Source organism: Pseudomonas sp. FG43 (assembly GCF_057809175.1).
Map to the genome: position 1 here is coordinate 37,114 of NZ_JBMDJL010000007.1, position 26,134 is coordinate 63,247.

27 protein-coding genes and 1 tRNA gene are annotated in these 26,134 nt (G+C 56.7%); 19 read left to right on the forward strand and 9 right to left on the reverse strand.

Going from position 1 to position 26,134, the window contains the following annotated elements:
* Positions 1 to 33: 33 nt before the first annotated feature.
* The gene (locus ACODS3_RS10410; RefSeq protein ID WP_304574448.1) at positions 34 to 594 is read left to right on the forward strand and encodes a nitroreductase family protein; all 561 of its coding nucleotides are present in this window, start codon (positions 34 to 36) and stop codon (positions 592 to 594) included.
* 33 nt (positions 595 to 627) lie between these two features.
* Here ACODS3_RS10410 and ACODS3_RS10415 read toward each other — a convergent pair whose 3' ends face one another.
* The 6 genes from ACODS3_RS10415 to ACODS3_RS10440 all read right to left on the reverse strand — a co-directional run bounded on the left by ACODS3_RS10415 (position 628) and on the right by ACODS3_RS10440 (position 4,808).
* Positions 628 to 1,968 carry a sensor histidine kinase gene (locus ACODS3_RS10415; protein WP_489034134.1) on the reverse strand — a complete coding sequence of 447 codons (1,341 nt, stop codon included), beginning with the start codon at positions 1,966 to 1,968 and terminating at the stop codon, positions 628 to 630.
* An 80-nt stretch (positions 1,969 to 2,048) separates the two neighbouring features.
* Positions 2,049 to 2,510: a Spy/CpxP family protein refolding chaperone gene (locus ACODS3_RS10420; protein ID WP_201019348.1), complete on the reverse strand. Its 462-nt coding sequence runs from the start codon at positions 2,508 to 2,510 to the stop codon at positions 2,049 to 2,051.
* Positions 2,511 to 2,649: 139 nt separating this feature from the next.
* Positions 2,650 to 3,327, reverse strand: a complete 678-nt coding sequence (locus ACODS3_RS10425; RefSeq protein WP_200999866.1) for a response regulator transcription factor — start codon at positions 3,325 to 3,327, stop codon at positions 2,650 to 2,652.
* A gap of 7 nt (positions 3,328 to 3,334) precedes the next feature.
* On the reverse strand, positions 3,335 to 3,748 hold the full coding sequence (locus ACODS3_RS10430; protein ID WP_201019347.1) for an SH3 domain-containing protein: 414 nt from the start codon (positions 3,746 to 3,748) through the stop codon (positions 3,335 to 3,337).
* Positions 3,749 to 3,907: 159 nt separating this feature from the next.
* A complete protein-coding gene (locus ACODS3_RS10435; RefSeq protein WP_117164088.1) occupies positions 3,908 to 4,207 on the reverse strand; it encodes a YciI family protein in 300 nt (99 codons plus the stop codon).
* A 1-nt stretch (position 4,208) separates the two neighbouring features.
* The gene (locus ACODS3_RS10440) at positions 4,209 to 4,808 is read right to left on the reverse strand and encodes a septation protein A (RefSeq protein ID WP_201019346.1); all 600 of its coding nucleotides are present in this window, start codon (positions 4,806 to 4,808) and stop codon (positions 4,209 to 4,211) included.
* A 67-nt stretch (positions 4,809 to 4,875) separates the two neighbouring features.
* Between ACODS3_RS10440 and ACODS3_RS10445 the strand changes: the two genes are divergently transcribed.
* The 7 genes from ACODS3_RS10445 to nadA all read left to right on the forward strand — a co-directional run bounded on the left by ACODS3_RS10445 (position 4,876) and on the right by nadA (position 11,026).
* The gene (locus ACODS3_RS10445; protein WP_304574451.1) at positions 4,876 to 5,739 is read left to right on the forward strand and encodes a PHP domain-containing protein; all 864 of its coding nucleotides are present in this window, start codon (positions 4,876 to 4,878) and stop codon (positions 5,737 to 5,739) included.
* Positions 5,740 to 5,752: 13 nt separating this feature from the next.
* Entirely contained in the window at positions 5,753 to 6,382 is a 630-nt protein-coding gene (locus tag ACODS3_RS10450; protein WP_200999861.1) for an L-threonylcarbamoyladenylate synthase, read from the forward strand.
* Positions 6,382 to 7,200: a segregation and condensation protein A gene (locus ACODS3_RS10455; protein WP_025261214.1), complete on the forward strand. Its 819-nt coding sequence runs from the start codon at positions 6,382 to 6,384 to the stop codon at positions 7,198 to 7,200. Before ACODS3_RS10450 ends, ACODS3_RS10455 begins: the two co-directional genes overlap by 1 nt.
* Before the next feature lie 15 nt (positions 7,201 to 7,215).
* Entirely contained in the window at positions 7,216 to 7,977 is a 762-nt protein-coding gene (gene scpB / locus ACODS3_RS10460; protein WP_201019344.1) for an SMC-Scp complex subunit ScpB, read from the forward strand.
* Positions 7,978 to 8,005: 28 nt separating this feature from the next.
* Positions 8,006 to 8,197, forward strand: coding sequence for a DUF1289 domain-containing protein (locus ACODS3_RS10465; RefSeq protein ID WP_200999859.1), 192 nt, complete (start codon positions 8,006 to 8,008; stop codon positions 8,195 to 8,197).
* A 185-nt stretch (positions 8,198 to 8,382) separates the two neighbouring features.
* A complete protein-coding gene (gene rluB, locus ACODS3_RS10470; RefSeq protein ID WP_489034140.1) occupies positions 8,383 to 9,603 on the forward strand; it encodes a 23S rRNA pseudouridine(2605) synthase RluB in 1,221 nt (406 codons plus the stop codon).
* 364 nt (positions 9,604 to 9,967) lie between these two features.
* Positions 9,968 to 11,026, forward strand: a complete 1,059-nt coding sequence (gene nadA / locus ACODS3_RS10475) for a quinolinate synthase NadA (protein WP_489034142.1) — start codon at positions 9,968 to 9,970, stop codon at positions 11,024 to 11,026.
* A gap of 63 nt (positions 11,027 to 11,089) precedes the next feature.
* Here nadA and ACODS3_RS10480 read toward each other — a convergent pair whose 3' ends face one another.
* Entirely contained in the window at positions 11,090 to 12,523 is a 1,434-nt protein-coding gene (locus ACODS3_RS10480; protein WP_200999856.1) for a M48 family metalloprotease, read from the reverse strand.
* Between the two features lie 148 nt (positions 12,524 to 12,671).
* Between ACODS3_RS10480 and ACODS3_RS10485 the strand changes: the two genes are divergently transcribed.
* Together ACODS3_RS10485 and ACODS3_RS10490 are read left to right on the forward strand one after the other, a co-directional pair.
* Complete coding sequence (locus tag ACODS3_RS10485) at positions 12,672 to 12,923, forward strand: sulfurtransferase TusA family protein (protein ID WP_200999855.1); 252 nt, start codon at positions 12,672 to 12,674, stop codon at positions 12,921 to 12,923.
* 35 nt (positions 12,924 to 12,958) lie between these two features.
* A complete protein-coding gene (locus tag ACODS3_RS10490; RefSeq protein WP_200999854.1) occupies positions 12,959 to 14,029 on the forward strand; it encodes an AI-2E family transporter in 1,071 nt (356 codons plus the stop codon).
* A 45-nt stretch (positions 14,030 to 14,074) separates the two neighbouring features.
* Here ACODS3_RS10490 and ACODS3_RS10495 read toward each other — a convergent pair whose 3' ends face one another.
* Complete coding sequence (locus ACODS3_RS10495) at positions 14,075 to 14,548, reverse strand: peroxiredoxin (protein ID WP_200999853.1); 474 nt, start codon at positions 14,546 to 14,548, stop codon at positions 14,075 to 14,077.
* Positions 14,549 to 14,557: 9 nt separating this feature from the next.
* A complete protein-coding gene (locus ACODS3_RS10500) occupies positions 14,558 to 15,121 on the reverse strand; it encodes a glycine cleavage system transcriptional repressor (protein WP_200999852.1) in 564 nt (187 codons plus the stop codon).
* A gap of 326 nt (positions 15,122 to 15,447) precedes the next feature.
* Here ACODS3_RS10500 and dapA point away from each other — a divergent pair, with 326 nt between their 5' ends.
* The 9 genes from dapA to ACODS3_RS10545 all read left to right on the forward strand — a co-directional run bounded on the left by dapA (position 15,448) and on the right by ACODS3_RS10545 (position 26,053).
* Positions 15,448 to 16,326, forward strand: a complete 879-nt coding sequence (gene dapA, locus ACODS3_RS10505; protein WP_095067464.1) for a 4-hydroxy-tetrahydrodipicolinate synthase — start codon at positions 15,448 to 15,450, stop codon at positions 16,324 to 16,326.
* An 18-nt stretch (positions 16,327 to 16,344) separates the two neighbouring features.
* A complete protein-coding gene (bamC, locus tag ACODS3_RS10510; protein ID WP_304574455.1) occupies positions 16,345 to 17,460 on the forward strand; it encodes an NlpB/DapX family lipoprotein in 1,116 nt (371 codons plus the stop codon).
* A complete protein-coding gene (locus ACODS3_RS10515; protein ID WP_122320391.1) occupies positions 17,461 to 18,219 on the forward strand; it encodes an MBL fold metallo-hydrolase in 759 nt (252 codons plus the stop codon). It abuts the gene before it with no gap.
* A gap of 28 nt (positions 18,220 to 18,247) precedes the next feature.
* Complete coding sequence (gene purC / locus ACODS3_RS10520) at positions 18,248 to 18,958, forward strand: phosphoribosylaminoimidazolesuccinocarboxamide synthase (protein ID WP_122320392.1); 711 nt, start codon at positions 18,248 to 18,250, stop codon at positions 18,956 to 18,958.
* A 91-nt stretch (positions 18,959 to 19,049) separates the two neighbouring features.
* Positions 19,050 to 19,139: transfer RNA gene (locus ACODS3_RS10525), tRNA-Ser, on the forward strand.
* 270 nt (positions 19,140 to 19,409) lie between these two features.
* Positions 19,410 to 21,446: an acyltransferase family protein gene (locus tag ACODS3_RS10530; protein WP_489034147.1), complete on the forward strand. Its 2,037-nt coding sequence runs from the start codon at positions 19,410 to 19,412 to the stop codon at positions 21,444 to 21,446.
* A 215-nt stretch (positions 21,447 to 21,661) separates the two neighbouring features.
* Positions 21,662 to 22,129, forward strand: a complete 468-nt coding sequence (gene gvpU, locus ACODS3_RS10535) for a gas vesicle accessory protein GvpU (RefSeq protein WP_263964087.1) — start codon at positions 21,662 to 21,664, stop codon at positions 22,127 to 22,129.
* Between the two features lie 344 nt (positions 22,130 to 22,473).
* Positions 22,474 to 24,165 carry an NAD-dependent malic enzyme gene (locus tag ACODS3_RS10540; protein ID WP_489034150.1) on the forward strand — a complete coding sequence of 564 codons (1,692 nt, stop codon included), beginning with the start codon at positions 22,474 to 22,476 and terminating at the stop codon, positions 24,163 to 24,165.
* Positions 24,166 to 24,403: 238 nt separating this feature from the next.
* Positions 24,404 to 26,053, forward strand: coding sequence for a phosphoethanolamine transferase (locus tag ACODS3_RS10545; protein ID WP_489034152.1), 1,650 nt, complete (start codon positions 24,404 to 24,406; stop codon positions 26,051 to 26,053).
* Positions 26,054 to 26,134 lie beyond the last annotated feature (81 nt).

Consider the following 26,134-nt stretch of genomic DNA (forward strand, 5'->3'; position numbering starts at 1 on the left):
AGAATGCCCGATCAATTCTCAAGGAGGTCGCCCATGGAGGCTCTCGACGTTTTGCTCAATCGTGTTTCGGTCCCGCGATTGGTCGATCCCGCCCCGGATGCTGCACAGCGGGAAATCCTGTTTGGTGCAGCCTTGCGCTCACCCGATCATGGCCAGTTGCGGCCTTATCGTTTCATTACTGTCGAAGGTTCGGCCCGTGAGCGCATGGGCGAACTGCTGGTCGAGGCGCTGCAGGAGGGCGGTGGCGAAATTACGCCTCAGGCACTGGACAAGGCGCGTCTCGGGCCGTTGCGTGCTCCGTTGGTCGTCGTGGTGGTTGCGCGCTTGCAGGATCATTTCAAGGTGCCGCGCAAGGAACAACTGATCACTGCCGGCTGTGCCGCGCATGCCGTGCTGCTGGCCGCTTATGCCCAGGGCGTCGGAGCGGTATGGCGTACCGGTGATCTGTCGTACTCACCCCATGTCGCCAAGGGCTTCGGGCTGGCCGATGACGAGGAAGTCATTGCCTTCCTGTATCTGGGCACGCCGCAGAACCCGCCCCGTGAAGCTGCGAAAGTGGACGTGGCGGGTTTTGTCAGCGAATGGCAGGGTTGATTGCAGGTCGCTCTGATGAGCGACCGGGATCGATCAGTTTGTCTGCGGGTTGACGGGCTCTAGCGGTATTTCCAGTGTGGCAATGAAGCCGCCCTCCGGATGATTGCCCAGCGTCAGGCTGCCACCATGACGCTCCGCCGCCCGCCTGGCAATGGCCAATCCCAGGCCATGGCCAGGAGCCGTCTGGCCGGGCGCGCGGTAGAACGGTTCACCCAGTTGTGACAGGTGCTCCTCTGCGGCGCCGGGGCCGTGATCGCGCACGCTCAGCTTTATATGGTTATCCGTGCGCACAGCCTGCACGTCGATGGGCTGGCCTGGCGGATTGAAGCGCAAGGCGTTACGCAGCAGGTTGTCCACGGCACGTTCGAGCATGTCCGGCCAGCCTTGCAGTTGCAGGTTGTCCTCGACCTGAACCTTGATGCTCTGTTGGGCGTTGTCCAGTTGCGTGTCGTTTTTCAGGCGTTGCAACATCGTGCTCAGATCCACGGGTTCCGGGCTGCCAAAGTCGGCATCCAGGCGAGCCAGAGCAAGAATTTCACTGATCAAGGCTTCCAGGCGATCGCATTCACGGCCCAGGCGTGGCCAGAGCTTTTCTCGTTCTGCCGGCTCTGCGCGCTCGGCCAGCGCCAGGGCAATACGAAGTCGTGCGAGGGGCGAGCGAAGTTCATGGGACACGTCACGGAGTAACTGGCGCTGGCTGCCGATCAGGCTTTGCAGGCGTGCGCCCATGCGGTTGAAGTCAGTCGCCAGTACACCGAACTCGTCGCGGCGGTTGGCCAGTTGCGCCAGGCTGTGTTGCTGATAGCTGGTTTGTCCCAGGTCATGCACGGCACCGCGCAGTCGACTCAGTGGCCGGGTGATGGAGAGTGTCACCAACAGGCTGAACAGGGTCAGCACCACCAGCGCGATACCCAAGGCACTCAGCGGCCACATCAGGCTTTGGCGATGCCATTCTTCGATTTCGGGATGCGGGATGCGGAAGATCAGCAGGTAGGTGATGCCGGTGCTGTCGCTGGTGTATTCGGTGGTCAGGCGTCGCCATGGCAATTGGCGCGCATCGTCCTGCTGACGGGCTTCAAAAGCCGCCGCTCGCGGGGGAAAGGTCCCGAGTACCACGGATTCGCCGTTGTCATTGAGCACCTGTACATCGATCCGGTAACGACGTTTTATGCTCTGCAGATAATCCTGGGCCGTGGCTGCACCTTGTTCTTCATAAACCTGCACCCATTTTTTCGGAAGATCGTTCAGGACCGGATGACGGCTGAGGATCCAGGCATCCTGATTGAGCATATGCCCAAGCAGAATCGACAGGCCTGCAACCAGGGCTATGGCTAACCAGAAGCTGGCCAGGATTCGCCAGAACAATGAACGCACAGGATGACCTCAATGGAGAAACCCGACATGCGTTGGCATGCCGGGTTTTAGCTAAGTGAGCAGGCTCACAATCAGGGCAATTATTGCGCCTTTTTTGCCTTTTCTGCTTTCCAGGCTTTGAATTCAGCCCATTCAGCGCGGCGTTCTTCCTGCTTTTTCCGAATCTCGTCGAATTGCTTCTGTTGATCAGGCTTGAGCAGGGCGCGGATATCGCTATCGGTCTTGGCCTTTTTCGCGTCCAGTTCTTCTTTCATGGCTTTCTGGTCTGCGGGGGACAGCTTGGCCAGATAGCGTTCAGTGACGTCACGGCGGCTGTGCATCTGCTCGCCCAGCAATTTTCCGATATCGCGGCGTTGTTCGCGAGTCAGGTCCAGGTCAGCGAAAGGGCCAGGGCCACGTTTCAGCTCTGGGCCAGGGCCGCGATGATCACGATCCTGATGCAGGCCTGGAGCATCAAGGTCCGGGCCGCCAGGTGGTGGAACGGCCATGGCGACGGTAGGCAGGGCTGCTGCGAACATCAAAGCGATCAGGGTCTTGCGCATGGTGTATCTCCTTGTCTCTGGTGCGGCTCGATGCCGTTGGAGCCCAGTTTAGGGAGATCAAGGTCAAGGGCGGTCAGCCCAGGGTAAAGCTTGTGTAAAGCGAACCGGCACCAGGATTTACCAAGCGCCGAGGCTTTGTTTACAGGCTGTAGAAATAACCGCGGCTGCGCAGTGCCACGATACGTGGCCGGCCATCGGGGTGTGGGCCGATCTTCTTGCGCAGGTTGCTGACGTGCATGTCCAGGCTGCGATCATAGAGTGTCAGTTTGCGCCCCAGTGCCAGTTGGGCCAGTTCCTGCTTGTCCAGAGGTTCGCCCGGCTGACGCAGCAGCGCTTCGAGCAGGCGGCTTTCGGAAATGGTCAGGGTCAGTTCTTTTTCATCGATGCTGACAACGCCACGTACCGGGCTGAAACACAGGTCGCCCAGTTCAAGCTGGCTGGGTGTGGCAACCGGGTGACTGCGGCGCAGTACTGCACGCAGCCTGGCCGTCAACTCCCGAGGGTCGCAGGGCTTGGCCAGATAATCGTCGGCGCCCAGCTCAAGGCCAAGGATACGGTCCAGAGGTTCGCCACGGGCCGAGAGCATCACAACCGGAAGGTCGGGGTGGTCAGTGCGCAGTTGCTTGAGCAATTCTAGGCCGCTGCCATCGGGCAGCATCACATCCAGCACAACGGCAGACGGAGCGGTTTCAGCCAGTGCCCGACGCGCGCTGTGGCCGTCGTGACAGGCGCGTACCTGAAAACCTTCCTGGTTCAGCCAACTGCTCAGAAGCTCACATAGCTCCTGATCATCATCAATTAGTAACAGCTCGCTCATGACTCACTCAATTTAGCCATTGCTGACGTTGCTTACGTCGGCCGCCGACAAATATACCGCACACAAGGGCAGTCACCGCAACGCCACCGCCTGCAACGAACCATTGTTGCTGTTCGGTCAGGACTCGTGAGGAGGCGACGGATTGTGCTTCTTTGAGTTGCAGCTTGAGCCTTTGGTTCTCTTGACGCAAACGTGCCAACTGCGCGCTTTCACGCTCTATATCGGCATTCTGCGCCTGCTTGAGCTGTTCCTCACGCAGACGCTCGCTTTCCTTGAGTCGTTGCTGAAGCTCGGCAATCTGGCTGGCAGGGCTGGGCAAATGCAATGCCTGCACTGTGCCGGAGGCACTGGTTTCTTCGGCCTGAACTTCAACGTTTACCGCCAACACCATCATCAACAGATACAACGCACCTGAACGCATCTGAACTCCCTTGATAGAGCCGTTTCTATTAGAAATATCGATGAGGTTGTCGGCAGGAAGGCGGGAATGATGAGCAAAGGGGAGGTATGCGTAGGAGCGAATTCATTCGCGAGACGGTGCTTTTCGCGAATGAATTCGCTCCTACTCGCAATAGCCGATTTAAGGCAGGACTTGCTTGAACGGCTTGACCACAACATTGCCATAGACGCCAGCTGCAACGAACGGATCAGCCTTGGCCCAGGTTTCGGCGGCGCTCAGGGACTCGAACTCGGCGACGATCAGGCTGCCGCTGAAACCGGCCGGACCCGGATCGTTGCTGTCTACCGCTGGATGTGGACCGGCCAGCACCAGACGGCCTGCGTCCTTGAGGGCGTTGAGGCGCTCAAGATGAGCAGGACGTACGCTCAGGCGTTTTTCCAGCGAGTCGGCAACATCTGTAGCAATGATGGCGTAGAGCATGTCAGTCCTCGGTTTTGGTGGTGGAAGAAGGTGCCGCGTCACTCAGGTGACGGCTCAGGTAAATGCCTTGAGCGACCAGGAAGATCAGGGTCATTGCCAGGCTGCCGAAGACTTTGAAGTCGACCCAGAAGTCCTGATAGGTAAAGGCCACATACAGGTTGGCCGCACCGCAGAAGACAAAGAACAGGATCCAGGCAACGTTGAGCTTGACCCAGACGGCAGCGGGCAGGTTCAGGGCATGGCCCATGACACGCTGGATCAGTGGACGATCACCGATGAAATGGCTGCCGGCGAATGCCAGGGCAAACAGCCAGTTGACCACCGGCGCTTTCCATTTGAGGAAGGTTTCGCTGTGAAAGGCCAGGGTCAGGCTACCGAAGACCAGGCAGGCGATCAGGGTCAGCCACTGGCTTTTTTCCAGTTTGCGCTGCTTGATGTAAAGGATTCCGTATACGACCACGGAGCTTACGATCAGCATCGCGGTTGCACTGAAAATCCCGCCTAGCATGTAACTGTTGCCCAGGATGTCGACGGCGCGAGGTTCGGTCTTGTAGACGATGAAAAACAGGAGCAGCGGGATGAAGTCTAGGAATTGTTTCACAATGGCAGCCAGAAGCAGGATGTGACGGCATAATAACAAACATCAAAGACAGCGAAAGCACCCCAATATGAATGTTGACCTGCACTGCCACAGCACCGCTTCGGATGGCTCTCTTGCGCCAGCGGCTGTGGTTGCCCGTGCCTATGAAAACGGCGTGCGCGTCCTTTCCCTGACCGACCATGACACGGTCGAAGGCCTTGAAGAAGCCCGTGCGGCTGCGCATTCGCTGGGGATGCAGCTGGTCAACGGGGTTGAATTGTCCTGCACCTGGGGCGGCGCGACCATTCATGTTCTGGGCTACGGATTCGATGTGAATGCCCAGGCGCTGGTCGATGCAATCAGCCGTTTGCACGAAGGCCGCTGGCTGCGGGCCGAAGAAATCAGTCGCAAATTGGCGATAAAAGGTATGCCTGGAGCGCTGGAAGGTGCCCGGGCGATCCAGCAGGAGCTGGGAGACAGCGGTAATGCACCGGCCCGTCCGCACTTTGCGGACTTTCTGGTACGTGCCGGCTTCGTCAAGGACCGCTCTGAAGCGTTTCGCAAGTGGCTGGGGGCGGGCAAGCTGGGTGATGTGAAGCAGCATTGGCCGACTCTGGAAGAAACAGTCGCCACTTTGCGGGCTTCAGGTGCCTGGGTCAGCCTTGCGCATCCATCGCATTATGACTTCACGCGCAGTAAACGGCGTAAACTGGTCGCCGATTTCATCCAGGCTGGTGGCCACGCCATTGAAGTGGTGAATGGCATGCAACCGGCCGATCAGGTCGGGACCCTGGCAATACTGGCCCGTGAGTTCGGCTTGCTGGTTACGGCCGGCAGCGACTTTCACGGCCCAGGTGCCTGGTCCGAGATCGGTATATACCGGCCATTGCCCGAGGATCTGCCGCCACTGTGGTGCAGATTCAAACATGAACAGCCTCCAGCCTCCGTCTGAACAGGAAGTTACCGTGAGTCAATTTTTCCAGGTCCACCCGGAGAACCCGCAACCGCGTCTGATCAAACAGGCCGCGGAAATCATCAAGGCCGGCGGGCTGGTGGTGTACCCGACCGATTCGTCCTATGCGCTGGGCTGCCAGATCGGCGACAAGAGCGCCATCGAGCGTATCCGCCGTCTGCGCCAACTGGACGACAAGCACAATTTCACCCTGATGTGCTGCGACCTGTCGCAACTGGGCCTGTTCGCCAAGGTCGATACCGGTGCCTTTCGGGCGCTCAAGGCTCATACGCCAGGGCCTTACACCTTTATTCTGAATGCAACCCGTGAAGTGCCACGCCTGATCCTGCACCCCAAGCGCCGTACCATTGGTCTGCGCGTGCCCAGCCATCCGATTGCTCAAGCGTTGCTGGAGCAACTGGGCGAGCCGTTGATGAGCGTCAGCCTGATCATGCCCGGTGACAGCGTGCCGCTGAGCGATCCTTATGAGATGCGCCAGATTCTGGAGCATCAGGTGGACCTGATCATCGATGGCGGCATGGGCGGCATTTCGGCTTCCACGGTCATCAGCCTGGCTGACGGCGAGCCACAGATCGTGCGTGTCGGTTGTGGTGATCCCACGCCGTTCGGTGAAGAAGCGTAATGACGAACCTGGAAACGGTAGACAGCCAGGCCGATGCCCAGCAGGAGCTGCCGTTCGCTCTGGTCTACGGGCAGGCGGTCACGCAAATGCCGCTGGACCTTTATATCCCGCCTGATGCTCTGGAAGTCTTTCTTGAGGCGTTTGAAGGCCCGCTCGACCTGCTGCTGTACCTGATTCGCAAACAGAACATCGATATCCTCGACATCCCGGTAGCGGAAATCACCCGTCAGTACATGGGGTATGTCGAGCTGATGAAAACCGTGCGCCTGGAACTGGCCGCGGAATATCTGGTGATGGCCGCGATGCTGGCCGAGATCAAATCTCGGATGCTGCTGCCGCGTTCGGCAGAAGTGGAAGAGGATGAAGAGGACCCGCGTGCCGAGCTTATCCGTCGCCTCCAGGAGTACGAGCGTTTCAAGGCTGCTGCTGAAGGGATCGATGGCTTGTTGCGGGTCGGGCGCGATGTGATAGTGCCCAAACTCGATGCGCCCGAAGCGAGGGCGCGCAAGCTGTTGCCGGACGTGAGTCTGGAAGAGGTCCTGATGTCCATGGCCGAGGTGCTGCATCGGGGCGACATGTTTGAAAGCCATCAGGTCAGCCGCGAGGCATTGTCGACCCGCGAGCGCATGAGTGATGTGCTGGAGAGGCTCAAGGGCGGCGGTTTTGTGCCTTTTGCCGAGTTGTTCACTGCAGAAGAAGGGCGCCTTGGCGTGGTCGTGACCTTCATGGCTGTGCTTGAACTGGTCAAGGAATCCTTGGTCGAGCTGGTCCAAAACGAGCCCTTTGCGGCGATCCATGTCCGGGCGCGAGCCGAGTAGAGCAAGAACTGAATCATGAACCTCAATGAACCCCGCGAACTGGCCCCGTTGCTTGAAGCATTTCTGCTGGCCTCTGGAAAGCCGCAGACGCTGGAGCGCTTGTACGAGCTGTTCGAGGAAGGCGAGCGCCCAGAGCCCTCGGTCTTCAAGAAGGCTTTGCAGGTGCTGAGCAAGTCCTGTGACGGGCGGGCTTTCGAGCTCAAGGAGGTTGCTTCAGGCTATCGCTTGCAGATTCGCGAGCGTTTTTCACCCTGGGTCGGGCGTTTGTGGGAAGAGCGCCCGCAGCGTTATTCCCGCGCCATGCTGGAAACCCTGGCGCTGATTGCCTATCGTCAGCCGATTACCCGTGGCGAGATCGAGGATGTGCGTGGCGTGGCGGTCAACAGCCATATCGTCAAGACGCTGCTGGAGCGCGAGTGGATCAGAATCGTGGGTTATCGCGACGTGCCCGGCAAACCCGCCATGTTTGCGACCACCAAGGGCTTTCTCGATCACTTCAACCTCAAGAGTCTTGAAGAGCTGCCACCGCTGGCCGATTTGCGCGAGATGGAGACCGAGCCTGTGCTTGAGTTCGACGATGCGCCGGTCCCGGCGCATTTGCAGGCCCTGGCCGATGCCAGCCTGGATGTCGATGAGGATGAGCCTGAAGCGCCACGGGATGAAACCAGCTTCCGCAGCCTGTTGCTTGAACTCGACTCCATGGAGCAGGGTCTGAAGACCGACTTCGATGATCTGTTGGTCGAACAACCCGATAAAGAGCCTGAAGACGACGTTTGACGGTTGAATTCATTCGCGAAAAGACCCTATGAGTAGTACCAAGAACCCCTGTATCAGCCTCTGCAAGTTTGACGACGACATCTGCCTGGGATGCGGTCGCAGCAAGCGGGAGATCAAGGCCTGGAAGAAACTCGACAAGGACGACAAGCGCACCGTGCTTGCCGAATCGGCCATGCGTCTGGCGAAGCTGAAGACCACCGGTCGTAAAAAGAAGAAGTGACCGGCAGATTTTCGACTAGCCTTGGATGCGCAACCGGCTGCATGAGCGTATGATTCGCGACCCTTTGGCGAATCCTCTTCGCCCAGGCTCAAAGTATTTCGCCTTGCGGCTATCCACAGCGCGCACGGCAGCAGGTCTTGCCGGTCCTCGGCAATCCCTGATTCGACACACCGGGAGGTGCCCAGATGAGTGAAAAAGACACGCAGGACAGCCAGGAAATCGGACCCGCAGGTGAAAAACTGCAGAAGGTTCTGGCACGTATTGGCGTCGGTTCGCGCCGTGACGTCGAGGCCTGGATCAGCCAGGGCCGCATCAAGGTCAATGGCCGTGACGCCACCCTTGGTCAGCGCGTAGACCTGCATGACGCCATTACCGTTGACGGCCGCGTCATCAAGCGCGAAGAGGCGGCCGAAACGGTACGCCGCGTCATCATGTACAACAAGCCGGACGGCGAGATCTGCACCCGTGACGACCCGGAAGGCCGTCCAACGGTGTTCGACCGCCTGCCGCGCCCGAAGGAAGGCCGCTGGATCAATATCGGTCGCCTGGACATCAACACCACCGGTCTGCTGATGTTCACCACCGACGGTGAGCTGGCCAACCGCCTGATGCACCCGTCTTTCGAGATGGACCGCGAATACGCCGTGCGTGTCCGTGGTGAAGTCGATGACGACATGCTGTTGCGCCTCAAGAACGGCGTGATCCTTGAAGACGGTCCTGCACGTTTCACTGACATTCAGCAGGCGCCGGGCGGTGAGGGCTTCAACCACTGGTATCACTGCGTGGTGATGGAAGGCCGTAACCGTGAAGTTCGTCGTCTCTGGGAATCCCAGGGGCTGGTGGTCAGCCGCCTCAAGCGCGTTCGTTACGGGCCGGTGTTCCTCAACTCCGACCTGCCTATGGGCCGCTGGCGTGAAATGAGTCAGCAGGAAGTCGATATCCTGGCTGCCGAAGTCGGCCTTACGCCTGTGGCCCAGCCGCAGATGAACGCCAAGACCAAAGACAAGCTGGAGCGTTTGCAGCGCCAGTCGTCCCGTCCATTGGGCAAGGGCGAGCGTGTGCGGACCCTGCGTCCGGCCAATGGCGCACCGGCTACCGGCGAGCGCGCACCGCGTCAGCCGCAGGTCACTGGCAGCGATCGTGATCGTCCTCGTGGCGATTCCACCCAGCGTCCGCCACGCAAGGACTCGGGCAAACCAGGTTCGCGTTCGCCGCGTCCTGCCGATAACAGCCGTGGTACGCCGGTTGCCGAGCGTCCAGGTGACGTTAGCAAGCGTCCAGCCAAGCCTTCGCCAAAGCGCGCAGGCATCAAGCTGGTCGACGATGATGCTCCATCGGGCAAGCGCCGTGGTCCACCGGCCGGTTCCGGTCAGCGTCCTGGTTTTGGGCGTCGCAAGCCGCAGTAAGTTGGCATGTAAATGAAAAAACGCCGGTTTCGACTGGCGTTTTTTTATGGCTTTCATTTAATGAGCGCTCATAAATGCGCCTTGTTTGAAGTTGTCTCGCCAAGTTGTCAGAGGCATATGAATTGATTTATTGATGTTAATGATTCTCGTTACTTGGAAGGTCAGCCAAACCAATGGGAAATCAGTCTCTTGCAGTCGGGCTCGATGTGCGTCTGGCTTGCGTTGCGTGTGCTTTACAGTCTTGAAGAGTGATACCTGAAAAGTTGGGCCACTCCTGAAAATCAGCTATTTCGGCTTTTTTCTTACCTGCCTTTCCAGTGTAAACTTGCCGCTCGCGCTCAAGTGCATTCAGGTCCAGCTAAAAATGACGCAGATTTCCGAACGCTTTCTGGTACAGGCTCACCTTGATGCCAAGCAGCCCAAAGCGTTGAGTATTGAAGAACAAGCCCATTACCGCGCCGAGATCGCTGCCGAACTCAAGGCTCGGGATGCGGTGCTGGTTGCCCATTATTACTGCGACCCGGTCATTCAGGCCCTGGCTGAAGAAACCGGTGGCTGTGTGGCCGACTCTCTGGAAATGGCCCGTTTCAGCAATAACCACTCAGCCAGTACCGTGCTGGTGGCTGGCGTTCGTTTCATGGGCGAAACCGCCAAGATCCTCAATCCGGAAAAACGGGTATTCATGCCGACGCTTGAAGCCACCTGTTCTCTGGATGTCGGCTGTCCTGTCGACGAGTTTTCCGCTTTCTGCGATCAGCATCCCGACCGCACCGTGGTGGTTTACGCCAATACTTCGGCGGCGGTCAAAGCCCGTGCCGACTGGGTGGTGACTTCCGGCTGTGCCCTGGAGATCGTTGAAAGCCTGATGGATAACGGCGAGAAAATCATCTGGGCGCCGGACAAGCATCTGGGGCGTTATATCCAGCGTGAAACCGGTGCCGACATGTTGCTGTGGGACGGTGCCTGCATCGTTCACGAAGAGTTCAAGTCCAAGCAGCTGCAAGACATGAAGGCGCTGTATCCGGAAGCCGCCGTGCTGGTCCATCCCGAGTCGCCTGAGGAAGTCATTGCCCTGGCCGATGCCGTGGGTTCCACCAGCCAGATGATTGCCGCCGCCCAGCGCATGCCCAACAAGACCTTTATCGTGGCCACCGACCGAGGCATCTTCTACAAGATGCAGCAGTTGTGCCCGTACAAGATCTTCATTGAAGCGCCAACTGCCGGTAATGGTGCCGCGTGCCGCAGTTGCGCTCATTGCCCGTGGATGGCGATGAACACCCTTGAGCGCACCTTGCAGTGCCTGCGAGAGGGCGGCAACGAGATTTTCGTCGATCCTGCACTGATCCCCCATGCTGTGCGTCCTTTGCAGCGCATGCTGGACTTCACCCAGGCGGCACGCATGAAACAGGCTGGCAATGCCTGACAGGTGTTTCTGAAATGAAAATCCCGGCCATCGAGCCGGGATTTTTCATGTTGCGGTGAACGATCAGTTCATCATGTCCTTGACCATTCGTTCCTGCTCGATCAGGTCCTTTTGCCGGGCATCGATGCGTGAGGCCAGCTGGAAGTTGTTGCTGGCGCGGCGTTTGGCGAACTCCAGTTGCTGAATCGCCTGTCGAAAGTCGCCGACCAGGGCGAAATATTCGGCACGGGCCTGATGCAGGCCAATGGTGTTGCCATTCAGGCCGCGGGTTTCTGCCACTACGTACCAGATGTCCGGATCGTCGGATCGGGTCTTGAGCAGTGACTCCAGTGCCTTTTCAGCTTCTGCGGTACGGTTCTGCTTGAGCAGTACGTCGATTCGCACATCGTTCAGGGGATAGTTGTTCGGATACAGCGTGAGCATCCGGTCAACCCGCTGCTGGGCATCTGCCAGGCGGTTATTGGTAATGTCCAGATCGATCTGCGTCAGGTTGTAAGTGATGTCGTTGGGGGCTTTGGCCAGTAGCGGCTTGAGCTCTTCACGGGCTTCATTGAGTTGTCCGGCCTTGATCTGCGCGATTGCCAGCCCGTAGCGTGCCGAGTCGGAGTTGGGGTTTTCAACCAGTTGGGCGCGGAAGCGCTTGGCGGATATGCCAGGGGTTTCTTCATAGATCAGCGCGACCCGTGCACGCATCAGTTGATAGAGAAGGCTGTCTTCCTTGCCGCCGGCCTTGGCCTGTTCGGCGCGGTTGCGGGTGTCGGCGATCCGCGATTCGCTGACCGGGTGAGTCAGCAGGAACTCCGGTGGCCTGGCATCGAACCGATACTGGCGCATGAGACGCTCGAACATGGTCGGCATGTTGCGAGGGTCATAACCGGCTTTTTCCAGGTTCAGGATGCCGATACGGTCTGCTTCCTGCTCGTTCTGGCGCGAGAAGCGGCGCTGCTCCTGGATTGCAGCGGCCTGGGAGCCGGCAATGGCTGCGATGCCCGCGTCACCGGCGCCTGCTGCGGCCATGACGATACCAGCCAGCATGGCCGCCATTACGGGGACCTGCATGCGCTGCTGGGCTTCGACGCCACGGGCGAAGTGGCGCTGTGACAGGTGAGCCAGTTCGTGGGCCATGACCGAGGCGTATTCGCCTTCGGTCTGGGCGTTGAGAAACAGCCCGCCGTTGACCCCGATGATCCCGCCGGGAGCGGCGAAGGCGTTCAGTTGTGGGCTGTTGATGAGGATGAACTCAAGGCGCCGGTCCTGGACCTGGCTGGTTTCTGCGAGACGATAGACCGAGGTTTCGACGAAATCCTTGAGCTGCGGGTCGGACAGTTGGCCCACCTGGGCGCGCAACATGCCCAGCCAGGCACGGCCCAACTGGTGTTCCTGTTCGGGCGAAACGATGGAAGAGCTGGCGTCGCCCAGGGACGGTAAGTCATCAGCCATGCTCGGTGTGGCGAGCAGGCAGGCAAGCGTGAGCAGTGTAGGACGCAAAAAATTCATGCACGAGGCTCTGAGCTGGAGAACCCTTACTGTAGCTGGCTCAATGGCGTGCTGACCAGAGTGAGGTATTCTTAGCGTCTTGTCTGAAATGTCCGCCTGTATTTTTCCGAATACTTTTTAACTCAATGTGTCCGCCTGGAGAGAAACGATGTCTGACGCTGTAACGCGGCCTGAGGTGTGTGATGCCGAACTCGATGCCTGTGGCCTCAATTGCCCGTTGCCGTTGCTCAAAGCCAAGATGGAACTCAATCGCCTGCCCAGTGGTGCGGTATTGAAAGTGACGGCGACCGATGCGGGATCGCAGCGTGACTTCAGAACCTTTGCCAAACTGGCAGGGCATGTGTTGCTGCATGAAGAGGCCAATGAAGGCATCTACAGCTATTGGTTGCGCAAGGCGTAAATCATTGCCCGTTTTTCTCCTAAAAAGGATGTTTGATGTTCAAGGTGCTTCGCAATTGGGTGCAGCTTTATTTCTCCGATGAGGAGGCGGTTGTACTGGCGGTCTTGTTGTTTCTGGCGTTCACCATCGTCCTGACTCTGGGAGGCATGCTGGCTCCTGTGCTTGCCGGGTTGGTTCTGGCCTTCCTGATGCAGGGCGTGGTCAACTTCCTGGAGCGCCTGCGCATGCCGGAAGTGGGGGCGGTCGGTCTGGTATTTACCCTGTTCATGGGGGTGTTGCTGGTTTTCCTGCTGGTGCTGGTCCCGCTGCTCTGGCATCAGTTGATCACCTTGTTCAACGAGCTGCCGGGCATGCTCGCCAAATGGCAGTCACTCCTGCTGTTGCTGCCGGAGCGTTACCCGCATCTGGTTTCGGACGTGCAAGTGCTGCAAGCCATCGAAGCGGCTCGTGGCGAAATCGGCAAGATCGGCCAACTGGCGCTGACGTTCTCCCTGTCCAGCCTGCCTTTGCTGGTCAATCTCATGATCTATCTGGTTCTGGTGCCTATCCTGGTGTTCTTTTTCCTCAAGGACCGACAGATGATCGGTCGTTGGGTGCGCGGCTACCTGCCTCGTGAGCGGGCATTGCTGACTCGGGTTGCCGAGGAAATGAACCGCCAGATCGCCAACTACATTCGCGGCAAGGTCATCGAGATATTTATCTGCGGCGGCGTGACCTACGTGGCGTTCGTGGCGCTGGGCCTCAATTACGCCGCGCTGCTGGCGATGCTGGTGGGCGTGTCGGTTGTAGTGCCTTATGTGGGGGCCGTCGTGGTGACGGTGCCGGTGGCACTGATTGGCCTGTTTCAGTGGGGTTGGGGCGATCAGTTCATCTATCTGATGATGGTACACGGCATCATTCAGGCGCTGGATGGCAACGTGCTGGTGCCGCTGTTGTTCTCGGAGGCCGTCAATCTGCATCCGGTGGCGATCATCTGCGCAGTGCTGCTGTTTGGCGGGCTGTGGGGGTTCTGGGGGATATTCTTCGCGATTCCGCTGGCGACCCTGTTCAAGGCCGTTCTCGACGCCTGGCCGCGCAATGAGCCGAGCGTAGCGCCGATGTTGTAGCGCTTGCTGTGGCGCATTGCGCGCCGCAGCAAGGTGGCCGGATGATCAGGCCTTGTTCAGGGCCTGAGCTTCTGCCAGTACTTCGTCCACGTGGCCCGGGACTTTCACGCCACGCCATTCCTTGCGCAGTACGCCGTTCTTGTCGATCAGGAAGGTGCTGCGATCAACGCCCAGATATTCCTTGCCATACAGCTTCTTGAGCTTGATGACGTCGAACAGCTGGCACAGGGCTTCGTCCTTGTCCGAGATCAGCTCGAACGGGAACTCCTGTTTGGCCTTGAAGTTCTCGTGGGCCTTGAGGCTGTCGCGCGATACGCCGAAGACCACGGTATTGGCCGCCTGGAACTGCGCAATGCTGTCACGGAAGTTCTGACCTTCGGTGGTGCAGCCCGGCGTATTGTCCTTGGGGTAGAAATAAATGACGACCTGCTGGCCCTTTAGCCCGGAAAGGCTGACAGCCTGCCCGCTGGTGGCGGGCGCCTGGAAATCGGGAACGGATTGATCTACTGCAACTGCCATGAGAACTCCTTACATGGGGGCTTGCGGGCGCCATGGTTCGATCAGCGCATCGAGGTTCAGTGCGTCGGCGAAGTCCAGGAACTGGTCGCGTAACCAGCTGATCTGCGTACCTGCCGGCAGCGTGACCGTGAAAGTGGCGTTGAGCATGGTGCCGCCGGTCTGCGGTGCCTGGTAGGTATCGCAGATCAGGTTTTCCAGCTCGACGTTGTGGTCGATGAAGAACTGGCACAGTTCATTGATGATGTCCGGGCGATAGGCCGAGCTTACGTAAGCCACGTACGGCAAGGCTTCCGGGCGGCTCTCAAGCGTGGCGCTGCGCACGACACTGATAGTGAAGGCGTGCTTTTTCGACAGCCCCGGCAGGCCTGTCTCAAGACGGGCCAGGGCATCCCAGCTACCAGAGACCTGAAGGATCAGCGCGCTGCATTCACCGTGGCGGGTCAGGCGTGAGCTGACGACCGAGCAGCGGTTTTCATGGCTGGCGCGGCACAGGACGTTGGTCAGCTCCATAGGGTTTGCGCCAAGGGCACTGATAACAAGGAATTGTTCGCGAACTGTGGGGGTGGACGACATGCAGCATTCCTAAACGATGAGCGGTCGATACTTTTTGGGCTCTGCCGGGCTGTTTCGACGATCGTGACTGCAAGACACCAACCCGGGCTGCGTCGTCGTACGCCTGCATGGCATGGCCATGGTAGGGCTGCAACGCGCTGGCGCAAGGGGGTTGGCGGCAAAAAACGATCGATTGAACGTGGTGCGCAGATGACCAGTACCGATCAAAGGACGAAGGGTAGCGAAAACCATCGCTCAGGGGAATGCTCACAGTGCGGTACTTCGCTTGTACAAGGCTGATGGCGCCAGTACCATTACGGCTCTCTTTTTCCGGCAGGAGCGGTTGCATGATTGCGGGCAGTATGGTGGCACTGGTCACACCTATGGATGCACAAGGTCGTCTGGACTGGGACAGCCTGAGCAAACTGGTGGACTTCCACTTGCAAGAGGGCACCAACGCCATTGTTGCCGTCGGCACTACAGGTGAGTCGGCGACACTCGATGTGAGCGAACACATCGAAGTCATTCGTCGTGTGGTTACCCAGGTTGCAGGGCGTATCCCTGTCATTGCAGGTACTGGTGCGAACTCCACGCGCGAAGCCGTCGAACTGACGACCAACGCCAAGACCGCAGGCGCCGATGCATGCCTGCTGGTAACGCCTTACTACAACAAGCCTACGCAAGAAGGCCTGTTCCAGCATTTCAGCCACATCGCCAAGGCAGTCGACATCCCGCAGATCCTCTACAACGTGCCTGGGCGTACAGCTTGTGACATGTTGCCCGAGACTGTCGTGCGCCTGTCGAAGGTCCAGAACATCATCGGCATCAAGGAAGCCACGGGTAACCTGCAACGCGCCAAGGACATCCTTGCAGGCGTCAGCAGTGATTTCCTGCTGTACTCCGGCGATGACGCCACGGCCGTTGAACTGATGCTGCTGGGCGGCAAGGGCAACATTTCCGTGACCGCCAACATCGCTCCGCGCGCCATGAGCGAACTGTGTGCTGCCGCGATGCGTGGCGATGCCGAAACGGCACGGGCCATCCATGAAAAGCTCATGCCGGTCAATAACACCCTGTTTATCGAATCCAACCCTATTCCCGTGAAATGGGCTCTGCATGAAATGGGTCTGATGCCGGACGGTATCCGTCTGCCACTCACCTGGCTCAGCGAAGCCTGTCACGAACCGCTGCGTCAGGCCATGCGCCAGTCCGGCGTATTGGTTTAATTGAGGAAGCATTACGCAATGAAGCGACTGGCCGGACTTTCCGCACTAGCCTTGATTATCTCCAGCACCAGTGGTTGCGGTTGGCTGTGGGGGCAAGATGGTTACTTCCGTGATCGCGGTAGCGATTATCTGGAAGCATCCCAGACAGCACCGATGCAGGTGCCTGCCGATATCTCCAGCGCCAAGCGTCTGGACCCTCTGCTGCCGATTCCTCGTAATGTGGCTGACAGCACCGTGAAGGGCGAATACAAGGTGCCTCGTCCGCTGCCTCTGTCGGTAGCTTCCGAATCAAGCGATTTCAGCTTGCAGAAGAGCGGCGATAACCACTGGGTTCTGGCTCAGCGTCCACCTGCCGAAGTCTGGCCGGTGGCGCATCAGTACTTTGAAGACAACGGTTTCCGTATCGCTGAAGAGCGTCCGCAGACCGGTGAATTCAGCACCACCTGGCAGCGTCTGGACGAGCTGTCCGCGTCGGTTGCCAAGCGCCTGACGGCCAGTGGTGTATCGGCCGGTTCCGAAACCCGCGTGCGGGTTCGTATCGAGCCGGGTGTGCAGCGCAATACCAGTGAAGTCTATGTGGTCAGCGTCGAGCGTCCGGCTGGCAGCACTGCCGATGTCGGTTTCCCGCCCCGCACCACCAATATCGGTCTCGATGCCGCACTGACCGACGATCTGCTGGCCAGCATGAGCCGTAACGCCGAGAAGGGTGGTTCCGTATCCCTCGTGGCCGCACGTGACTACGATACGCCGAGCCGTGTAGCGCTGAGTGAAGATGGCAGCGGTAACCCGGTCCTGAGCGTGGGTGCCGATCTGGATCGCGCATGGTCGAGTGTCGGTCGTGCTCTGGATCAGGGCGAATGGCGCGTTGAAGACATCAACCGCAGCCTCGGCCTGTACTACATCAACCTGGCAGAAAAGGCGAATACGCCTGCGAACGAGCCTGGTTTCTTCGGTCGCCTGTTTGGCAGCAAGTCCAGCAAGGAAGAAATCGAAGCCCGTGCCGAGCGCTATCAGGTCCGCCTGAGCAAGGTGGGTGACAGCGTGCAGGTTACTGTCGAGAAAAACATCAATACCGTTGCGCCGGCCGACGTCGCTCGCAGGGTCTTGAGTGTCATTCAAGACAACCTGGGTTAAGTGCGTTTCGCTGTACTGGGCAGCGGCAGCCGTGGCAACGGCACGCTGGTCGCAAGCAACGATACGTACGTGTTGGTCGATTGCGGTTTCTCCCTGCGGGAAACCGAACGGCGTCTGGCGCGACTGGGAGTCAGCGCCAGACAGTTGAGTGCCATTCTGGTGACCCACGAACATGCAGATCATGTGCATGGCGTGGGTTTGCTGTCTCGGCAGTACAATGTGCCGGTCTATCTCAGTCGCGGGACCTTGCGCGGGATGCGCAAGCCGGTCGAAGCCGCCGGGGTGGTGGAGGGTGGTCAAAAGCTGCAGGTGGGGTCGCTGGGCATCGATGTGGTGTCTGTCTCTCACGATGCGCTGGAGCCTACCCAGTTCGTCTTCAATGACGGGCGCCGACGCTTTGGCCTGCTGACCGACCTTGGGTCTTACTGCCCGAAAGTGCTGCAAAGCTATCATGGCCTGGATGCCTTGATGATTGAAGCCAACCACTGCCGCGACATGCTTGCCCGAGGCCGTTACCCGGTCTTTCTCAAGCAGCGGGTGGGAGGCGAAACGGGACATCTGAACAATCATCAGGCTGCAAACCTGGTGAGCGAACTGGGGTGGAGGGATTTGCAGCATCTGGTGCTGGCCCATCTCAGCAGCAAGAACAACCTGCCGTATCTGGCCCGGCAATGTTTTGCCGACACTCTGGGGTGTGACCCGGACTGGCTGGAGCTGGCCGATCAAGATTCAGGGCTCGACTGGCGACATATCGCCTAGCCCAACTACTTAGCAAGCGGAGCCCATCATGGAAAAACGTGAAGAACTCTACCGCGGCAAAGCCAAGTCGGTTTACAAGACCGACGACGCTGACCGCTTGATCCTGCTGTTCCGTAACGACACCTCGGCGTTCGACGGCAAGCGCATCGAACAACTTGACCGTAAGGGCATGGTGAACAACAAGTTCAACGCCTTCATCATGCAGAAGCTGGAAGAGGCGGGCGTTCCGACTCAATTCGACAAGCTGCTGGGCGACAACGAGTGCCTGGTCAAGAAGCTGGACATGATCCCGGTCGAATGCGTCGTGCGTAACTACGCCGCTGGCAGCCTGGTCAAGCGCCTGGGCATTGAAGAAGGCACCAAACTCGACCCGTACACTTTCGAGCTGTTCCTCAAGGACGACGCCAAGGGCGACCCGTTCATCAACGAATCCCACGTTGTGGCATTCGGCTGGGGTACTGCCGAGCAACTGGTCCGCATGAAAGAGCTGTCGCTCAAGGTCAACGAAGTCCTCAGCAAGCTGTTCGACGACGCAGGCCTGCTGCTGGTCGACTTCAAGCTCGAGTTCGGCGTATTCCACGGCGAGATCGTCCTGGGCGACGAATTCAGCCCTGACGGCTGCCGCCTGTGGGATAAAGACACTCGCAAGAAGATGGACAAGGACCGCTTCCGCCAGGGCCTGGGTGACGTCATCGAAGCCTACGAAGAAGTCGCAAACCGCCTGGGCGTCCCGCTTTAAGGCAAAAGTTACGCAAGCGCTTGATAGCACGAAAAAAATTAGCGTAAAGGGCTTCGCCTTACGCGCCGATGCTGTTATCATGCGCGCCGTTGGAGAGATGCCAGAGTGGCCGAATGGGACGGATTCGAAATCCGTTGTACCTTCACCGGTACCTAGGGTTCGAATCCCTATCTCTCCGCCATTACATTGAAAAGCCCCGTAGATTAACGTTTACGGGGCTTTTTTGTTTTTGGTGTTTTAGAAAAGCTCAAGGCAAGGCATATCATCTGCTGGTCGACTTTTGGCCAATCTGGTATATGGCTGGACCGGATCGGATACTGGGCTACTCAAATGATGAGCGCCCCCGTTCTGCGGTTGTTACAAGGTAGAATCTGAAGCGCCTGTGAGAGATTCACAGGTTGTATTGATTCGTAGTTGTCGAGCGGTGAACAAGAATTAAGGGTAGTGACAGATGGGGCGTATTGAACAGCTCGAAACCTCTCGAGAGCGATTAACGACGCAGCTAGGGCGGGGAGATGATTTCAGGCCCGATATTAACGGACTTAGAGCATGGGCCGTTATGTCTGTGGTTTTATACCACTTTGGTGTTTATGGGTTTTCTGGTGGTTTTGTTGGGGTAGATGTTTTTTTTGTTATCTCTGGCTTTCTCATGGTCGGAATAATTGTTAGAGGGTTGGATACGAAAGGTGAAGGGTGGTTCGGGACTGCGTTTACACTTTCTGATTTTTATTTGTCCAGGGCCAGGAGAATTGTACCAGCCCTGGCTGTTCTCTGTATTTTTCTGGCGCTGCTAGGGTGGGTATTATTGTTTCCTGCGGAATATGTCACCTTGGGGAAGGGGATGATCGCCGCAGTAGGTTTTTTTTCAAATTGGCAGTTTAATAAAGAGTTTAGTTATTTTGATGATGCGGCAAAAGAGAATTTTCTTTTGCACACGTGGTCGCTCTCTGTTGAGTGGCAGTTTTATATGTTGCTGCCTTTGGCGATATTGCTGTTGTGGCGTGTTTCGTCAAATAGAAATGTTCTGGCTGTGATTTTTTTAACAGCAGCAGTCGTCTCTTTTTCTATTTCTGTCGTGCTGTCAAATACAAAGCCGATGTATGCTTTTTATATGCTGCCATCACGAGCCTGGGAAATGCTTTTGGGGGGGACTTTATTTCTTGTTTCGCACAATTTAAATTGGGGGGCGAGGGTCAGGGGGTGGCTTGAGGTCCTGGGCTATGGGTTGATAGTCTTTTCCATTTTTATGCTCGATGAAAGCTCCCGATGGCCAGGCTTCAATGCATTGTTGCCAGTGTTCGGTACGCTGCTGGTATTGGCGTCTGCACAGAAAAAATCAATATGGAGTGGTAGTAGAGTTGCGCAGTGGCTGGGTAATAGTTCTTATTCTATTTATCTTTGGCATTGGCTGCTTGTCGTGGGGTTGTTGTATATCCAGGGCAAGGGGGAATTTTGGCTTGTCTCTTCTGGGATTGCTATCTCGATTGTTCTTGGATGGCTCTCGTTTAAATTTATCGAAGGGCCTGGTCGCAGGTTCTTGAGCGGACCATCCAGGGTTTTCTGTAGTGTCAAACTGCTGGCGGTATTCCTGGGTGTTTCTTTGATTGGTTTTTCTGTGACAAAAGTGGACTCGCTCTATGCTCATAGGTTGCCCGAAAAGGCGATCAATGACTATGCAGAAGCCAAGGATGTGAATCCTCGGCAGGTCGAGTGCCATATTTATGGTGCTGGCAAACACCCTGAATGCACTTATGGGGGGAGTAAATTGGGCGCCATAGTTATTGGTGATAGCCATGCGGGTGCGCTTATTCGAGCAGTGGAAAATTCCTTGCCTGATAGCGCTCTTCATGTTCTGGACTGGACTTATGCGGCATGCCCTACCATATTGGATATCAAACATGTCAGCGATAACACCTATCGGTGTGGTGAAAGCGTAAGAAGATTTCTTGAGAAAAGTCATACGCTGCCTTCATCGGTTCCACTTATTATTATTAATCGTTTATCGGTTTATACGATTGGATATAATGAGCCTGACTTGAAGGTCAAGTATCAGGCACCTTTGAACTATTTAACGAAAAAGTATGAAAATCGAAGTGAGGCGTTCTTGAATGAGATGCGCGAGGGAGCCGTCAGCACAGCATGTGAGTTTGCGAAGGATAGGCCTGTTTATATGGTTCGCCCTATTCCGGAGCTGGCGATAAATGTTCCTAAGTCCATGGCTAGAGGTGTATTACTCGGAATGGATGGGCGTGTGTCGATCTCGCTGGATGATTACAGGAGGCGCCAGGAATATATTTTTGAAACACAAGACCTGGCAGCGGCACGGTGCGGTGTGAAAATACTTGATCCGATTCCTTATCTTTGCCACTCAGGAAGGTGTCAAGGAGATCGTGACGGGTTACCTATCTATTTTGATGATGACCATCTTAGTCTTAGGGGCGCGAATTTGCTCATTCCGATGTTTAGAGAGGTTTTTGGAGTGAAGTAAGTAGTCTCTCGAGAACCCCTTGCTTATTGGAGGCAGAAAACCCCGTAGATTAGCATCTACAGGGTTTTCTGCTTCACTCCCTGGCTTTCTTGCACTACACAAGCATCCGTTCTCAATCCCCAGAAAAATCCTGACCGTCAACCCTTCGCCTGGTTTCGTTTTCAGCTAAGGTGTTATAGCTAAATCTCACGTTTTGTGGTGCAAGGAGCTATCAGATGTCGGACGTAAACCAGGCGCAATCGCAACCGTCTCCCAGCCAAAGTCATGATGATGTAATCGCCCAATTCAAGTGGCAGGGCAAGCAGATCGACTGGCTGCTTCAGTGGCTTGTCAAATTCGTTGCAAACACCAAGGTGGAGTTGGGGATTACCCTGTCGGTAGGCGGGAATCTCGTTTCCGGCCATCTGATTTCCCACGATGCCTACTTTGAGCAACTGGCCGCAGATATCTCTGCACCTTTCACCCAGTTCAATAATGGTACTGACGAGTCGATGAAGGAGATGATCCTGTCGTTCAAGCCGGGTGAGTCCAATGAAGATACTCCAGCGTTCCACTTCATCCATCTGAAGGACTGCAGAACGTACTCGACCGATGAAAGCCCTATCTGCGATGCGGGTGTGCTGTGGCGCGGCAGGATTGCCGCTGTCGATGGCTTCACCATCGGGCTCATTGCGCGAAAGTGACCCCCTGAAATGCAGAGTGGCCCCGGTATTTCCGGGGCTTTTTGTTTGGAACTGACTGAATCAGCATGGGGGCTATTTCTTCTTGTGCCTCTGTGAATCATGCCCTTTACAGGGCAGAAAGCGAGTTCTGTTTTTTACATTGAGACATCATTTGGCCATGTTTTGCGCGACAAAATGCCGCAACCGGCTCCATCGCAGGTAATATGGGCCATTCGATTTTTATGCCCGGAATGGCCTGATAGAAAACTGGCAACCAGAAGAAGAACAAGAAACAGAGAGCCAGGCTGCCCGCCCCGGTCGATACCCAGAATTAATGAGTAGACGAAAAAAGGCGATTAGAAAAAATGACCAACACTTCGCGACCTTTGTACATTTCCTATGCCGGCCCCTCGCTGCTGGAAATGCCCCTTCTGAACAAGGGGAGTGCTTTTACCCCGCAAGAGCGGGTCGAATTCAATTTGATCGGGCTGCTGCCGCAGAACGTAGAGACGATCGAAGAGCAAGTCACCAGGGTGTACAGCCAGTACAAGCAGTGCGCCAGCGACCTGGACAAGCATATTTATCTGCGTTCGATCCAGGACAACAACGAGACTCTGTTCTTCCGCCTGCTGGACTCGCATCTGGACGAGATGCTGCCGATCATCTACACCCCGACGGTCGGTCAGGCGTGTCAGGAATTCTCCAAGATCTACCGCACGCACCGCGGGCTGTTCATTTCCTACCCTGAACGCGACCGCATCGACGACATCCTGCGCAGCGCCACCAAAGACCGCATCAAAATCATCGTTGTCACCGATAGCGAGCGCATTCTGGGTCTGGGCGACCAGGGGATCGGCGGCATGGGCATTCCGATCGGCAAACTGTCGCTGTACACCGCTTGTGGTGGCATCAGCCCGGCCTATACGTTGCCGATCGTGCTGGATGTCGGTACCAATAACCGCGAATTGCTCGACGACCCGATGTATATGGGCTGGCGTCATGAGCGGGTGACCGGCAAGGAATATGACGATTTCATCGCAACGTTCATCGAGGCCGTGCAGCGTCGCTGGCCGGATGTGTTGTTGCAGTTCGAGGATTTCGCTCAGTCCAACGCGATGCCGCTGCTGGAGAAGTATCGCGACGAGCTGTGCTGCTTCAACGACGATATTCAGGGCACTGCATCGGTGGCCGTGGGCACCTTGCTGGCTGCCTGCAAGGCCAAGAACGAGACCCTTGGCCAGCAGAAGGTCGTGTTCCTGGGCGCGGGTTCTGCCGGTTGCGGGATTGCCGAGCACATCATTGCTGCGATGAAGATCGAAGGCCTGAGCGAAAGCGAAGCGCGTCAGCGTATTTTCATGGTCGACCGTTTCGGCCTGCTGACCGAGGGCATGGATAATCTGCTGGACTTCCAGCAGCGCCTGGCTCACAAGGCGGGTGATGTTGCGGGTTGGGCTACTGGCGGTGAAGCTTTCCCGCAGTTGCTTGATGTGGTGACGCACGCCGGTGCGACGGTTCTGATCGGTGTTTCGGGCCAGCGTGGTCTGTTCACTGAGCAAGTGATCCGTGAATTGCACAAGCATTGTTCCAAGCCGCTGGTCATGCCGCTGTCTAACCCGACTTCCAAAGTCGAAGCCACGCCAGAAGAGATCCTGCGCTGGACCGATGGCAATGCGCTGGTTGCCACCGGCAGCCCGTTCGCGCCTGTGGAGATCAATGCTCGTACCGTGCATATCGCGCAGTGCAACAACTCCTACATTTTCCCGGGCATCGGTCTGGGTGTGGTGGCTTGCAAGGCTTCGCGTATCACCGACCGGATGCTGATGGCCGCTTCCAATGCCTTGGCTGAGTGCTCGCCGATGGTGTCCGGGCTTGGTGATGCAGTTTTGCCGCCGCTCAAGGAAATCCAGCAGGTCAGCCGCAAGATCGCTCTGGCTGTGGCCAAGGAAGCTCAGGCTGAAGGTCTGGCCCTTGAGACGTCGGATGAAGTACTGCTGGAGGCCATCGAGCGTAATTTCTGGGTGCCTGAGTATCGCGGCTACCGTCGTCGCTCCGTCTGACAGTAAGCGTTACTACTGAATGGCCCTTCGCGAGCGTGCTCGTGAAGGGCCATTTTTTATGCCGGGATTATGGTGCGGGTTTCTTGAAGGTTTTTTCCTACAATGAAATAAGTTTAATTCGACCAGTTATTCGCGTTCTTTTCACAAAAAATTGATAGGATGCCGCCTAAAGTCTGCGCATGGATGGGCCGTCTGGTTCAATCTATACTCGATAAAAAATTATATAAGCAGACTGTCAATGCTGAAAATCAAGGCTGTACGTCCAGAAGTTGTTACGTTGATTGCCAGTGCCTTTTTGTTGTTCGGTTATAACGCCAATCTTTGGCAGCATCTTTTTGAAATCACGGGAGGGAGCAGTAAAGGTATTGCCATGCGCATTGCTTTTGGTGTGATGATCTTTTGCGTGTTCAATGTTTTTCTGACACTGTTTTCATTCAGACGTGTACTCAAACCGGTGTTGGTTTTTCTGTTTTTTGCCAGTGCTGCTGTTTCTTATTTCATGAGCGAATACGGCGTCATGATTGATGTCGGCATGTTTCGTAACTTTGCGGAAACCAACCCTACCGAAGTTCAAGGCCTGCTGTCCCTGAAACTGGTGATTTACATCGTTCTGCTGGGGCTTCTGCCGTCAGTATTGCTGTGGCAAACCCCGATCAACTACCGCCGCTGGCACCGTGAGCTGTTCAGCAAGGTGCTGGTCTGTTTTATCTGCTCGGTGTCGATTGGTGGGGTCGCGCTGGCGAATTATCAGGGGCTGTCGTCGCTGTTTCGCAATCACCATGAGTTGCGCCTGATGGTCGTGCCTAGCAACTACATTGGTGCCTCGGTTGGTTATCTGAGCGAGCAGATCATTTCGTCCCGGCGCCCGTTTCTGGCAATTGGCGAAGATGCCAGGCGTTCGCCGGACTGGTCGACGCATGCCCGTAAATCCCTGACGGTCCTGGTGGTGGGGGAAAGTGCCCGGGCGGAGAATTTCGGCATTCTGGGCTATGGCCGCAACACCACGCCAAAGCTCAATAAACAGAGCGGTCTGGTGGCATTTACCGATGTGTATTCGTGCGGCACCGAGACGGCAGTGTCGGTGCCTTGCATGTTTTCCAATATGGGACGCAAGGATTACAACGCGACCAGGGCGCGCAATCAGGAAGGGCTGCTGGATGTATTGAAACGTGCAGGTCTTGAAGTGATATGGCGCGATAACCAGTCTGGCTGTAAAGGCACGTGTGACCGCGTTGCTTTCCAGGATGTCAGCAACCTCAAGGACCCGTTACTGTGCGCCAACAATGAATGCCGGGACGAGATCCTGCTGCAAGGGCTCGACACGTTTATCGATAGTCTGGATAAAGACACCGTACTGGTACTGCACCAGATGGGCAGCCACGGGCCGGAGTATTTCAAGCGTTACCCAAAGGCGTTCGAGAAGTTTACGCCTGTCTGTGAAAGCAATGCGCTGAACAACTGCAGCCGTGAGAGTATTGTCAACGGTTATGATAATACCCTCTTATATACCGATCACGTGCTGTCCACATTGATCGATATGTTGCGCAGTCGTCAGGATAAAGTCGATACCGCCATGTTGTATCTCTCGGATCATGGTGAGTCGTTGGGCGAATATAATCTGTTCCTGCACGGCACTCCTTATATGTTGGCGCCGGATCAACAGAAGCATGTACCGATGATGGTGTGGCTGTCCGATAACTATCAGAAGTCTTTTGCCGTCAATCCGGAATGCCTGGCAAAAGAGCGGAATGCACCACTGAGCCAGGATAATCTCTTTCACTCCATGCTGGGTTTGTTGAAAGTCGACACCAAGGTCTATGACCCGAGCCTTGATATGTTTTCCGGTTGCAGAAGTTCGATCGGTAATGGTGTGGCCGATAACAGGTAATCAATATCCCTGATCGTGAGGCGCGGGTAGTCGCTGTGAAGAACATGGCGGTGCAGGGCGCGGCCCGAAGCGCATCGTCGG

Excerpts from the sequence above, each read along its gene's own strand:
- gvpU (WP_263964087.1), top strand. The coding sequence starts at position 21,662 with ATGTCGGACGTAAACCAGGCGCAATCGCAACCGTCTCCCAGCCAAAGT.
- ACODS3_RS10540 (WP_489034150.1), top strand. The coding sequence starts at position 22,474 with ATGACCAACACTTCGCGACCTTTGTACATTTCCTATGCCGGCCCCTCG.
- ACODS3_RS10430 (WP_201019347.1), bottom strand. The coding sequence starts at position 3,748 with ATGCGTTCAGGTGCGTTGTATCTGTTGATGATGGTGTTGGCGGTAAAC.
- ACODS3_RS10530 (WP_489034147.1), top strand. The coding sequence starts at position 19,410 with ATGGGGCGTATTGAACAGCTCGAAACCTCTCGAGAGCGATTAACGACG.
- ACODS3_RS10500 (WP_200999852.1), bottom strand. The coding sequence starts at position 15,121 with ATGTCGTCCACCCCCACAGTTCGCGAACAATTCCTTGTTATCAGTGCC.
- ACODS3_RS10490 (WP_200999854.1), top strand. The coding sequence starts at position 12,959 with ATGTTCAAGGTGCTTCGCAATTGGGTGCAGCTTTATTTCTCCGATGAG.
- ACODS3_RS10485 (WP_200999855.1), top strand. The coding sequence starts at position 12,672 with ATGTCTGACGCTGTAACGCGGCCTGAGGTGTGTGATGCCGAACTCGAT.
- ACODS3_RS10455 (WP_025261214.1), top strand. The coding sequence starts at position 6,382 with ATGACGAACCTGGAAACGGTAGACAGCCAGGCCGATGCCCAGCAGGAG.
- bamC (WP_304574455.1), top strand. The coding sequence starts at position 16,345 with ATGAAGCGACTGGCCGGACTTTCCGCACTAGCCTTGATTATCTCCAGC.
- nadA (WP_489034142.1), top strand. The coding sequence starts at position 9,968 with ATGACGCAGATTTCCGAACGCTTTCTGGTACAGGCTCACCTTGATGCC.
- dapA (WP_095067464.1), top strand. The coding sequence starts at position 15,448 with ATGATTGCGGGCAGTATGGTGGCACTGGTCACACCTATGGATGCACAA.
- ACODS3_RS10410 (WP_304574448.1), top strand. The coding sequence starts at position 34 with ATGGAGGCTCTCGACGTTTTGCTCAATCGTGTTTCGGTCCCGCGATTG.
- ACODS3_RS10495 (WP_200999853.1), bottom strand. The coding sequence starts at position 14,548 with ATGGCAGTTGCAGTAGATCAATCCGTTCCCGATTTCCAGGCGCCCGCC.
- rluB (WP_489034140.1), top strand. The coding sequence starts at position 8,383 with ATGAGTGAAAAAGACACGCAGGACAGCCAGGAAATCGGACCCGCAGGT.
- ACODS3_RS10445 (WP_304574451.1), top strand. The coding sequence starts at position 4,876 with ATGAATGTTGACCTGCACTGCCACAGCACCGCTTCGGATGGCTCTCTT.
- ACODS3_RS10545 (WP_489034152.1), top strand. The coding sequence starts at position 24,404 with ATGCTGAAAATCAAGGCTGTACGTCCAGAAGTTGTTACGTTGATTGCC.
- ACODS3_RS10465 (WP_200999859.1), top strand. The coding sequence starts at position 8,006 with ATGAGTAGTACCAAGAACCCCTGTATCAGCCTCTGCAAGTTTGACGAC.
- ACODS3_RS10480 (WP_200999856.1), bottom strand. The coding sequence starts at position 12,523 with ATGAATTTTTTGCGTCCTACACTGCTCACGCTTGCCTGCCTGCTCGCC.
- ACODS3_RS10425 (WP_200999866.1), bottom strand. The coding sequence starts at position 3,327 with ATGAGCGAGCTGTTACTAATTGATGATGATCAGGAGCTATGTGAGCTT.
- scpB (WP_201019344.1), top strand. The coding sequence starts at position 7,216 with ATGAACCTCAATGAACCCCGCGAACTGGCCCCGTTGCTTGAAGCATTT.
- purC (WP_122320392.1), top strand. The coding sequence starts at position 18,248 with ATGGAAAAACGTGAAGAACTCTACCGCGGCAAAGCCAAGTCGGTTTAC.
- ACODS3_RS10420 (WP_201019348.1), bottom strand. The coding sequence starts at position 2,510 with ATGCGCAAGACCCTGATCGCTTTGATGTTCGCAGCAGCCCTGCCTACC.
- ACODS3_RS10435 (WP_117164088.1), bottom strand. The coding sequence starts at position 4,207 with ATGCTCTACGCCATCATTGCTACAGATGTTGCCGACTCGCTGGAAAAA.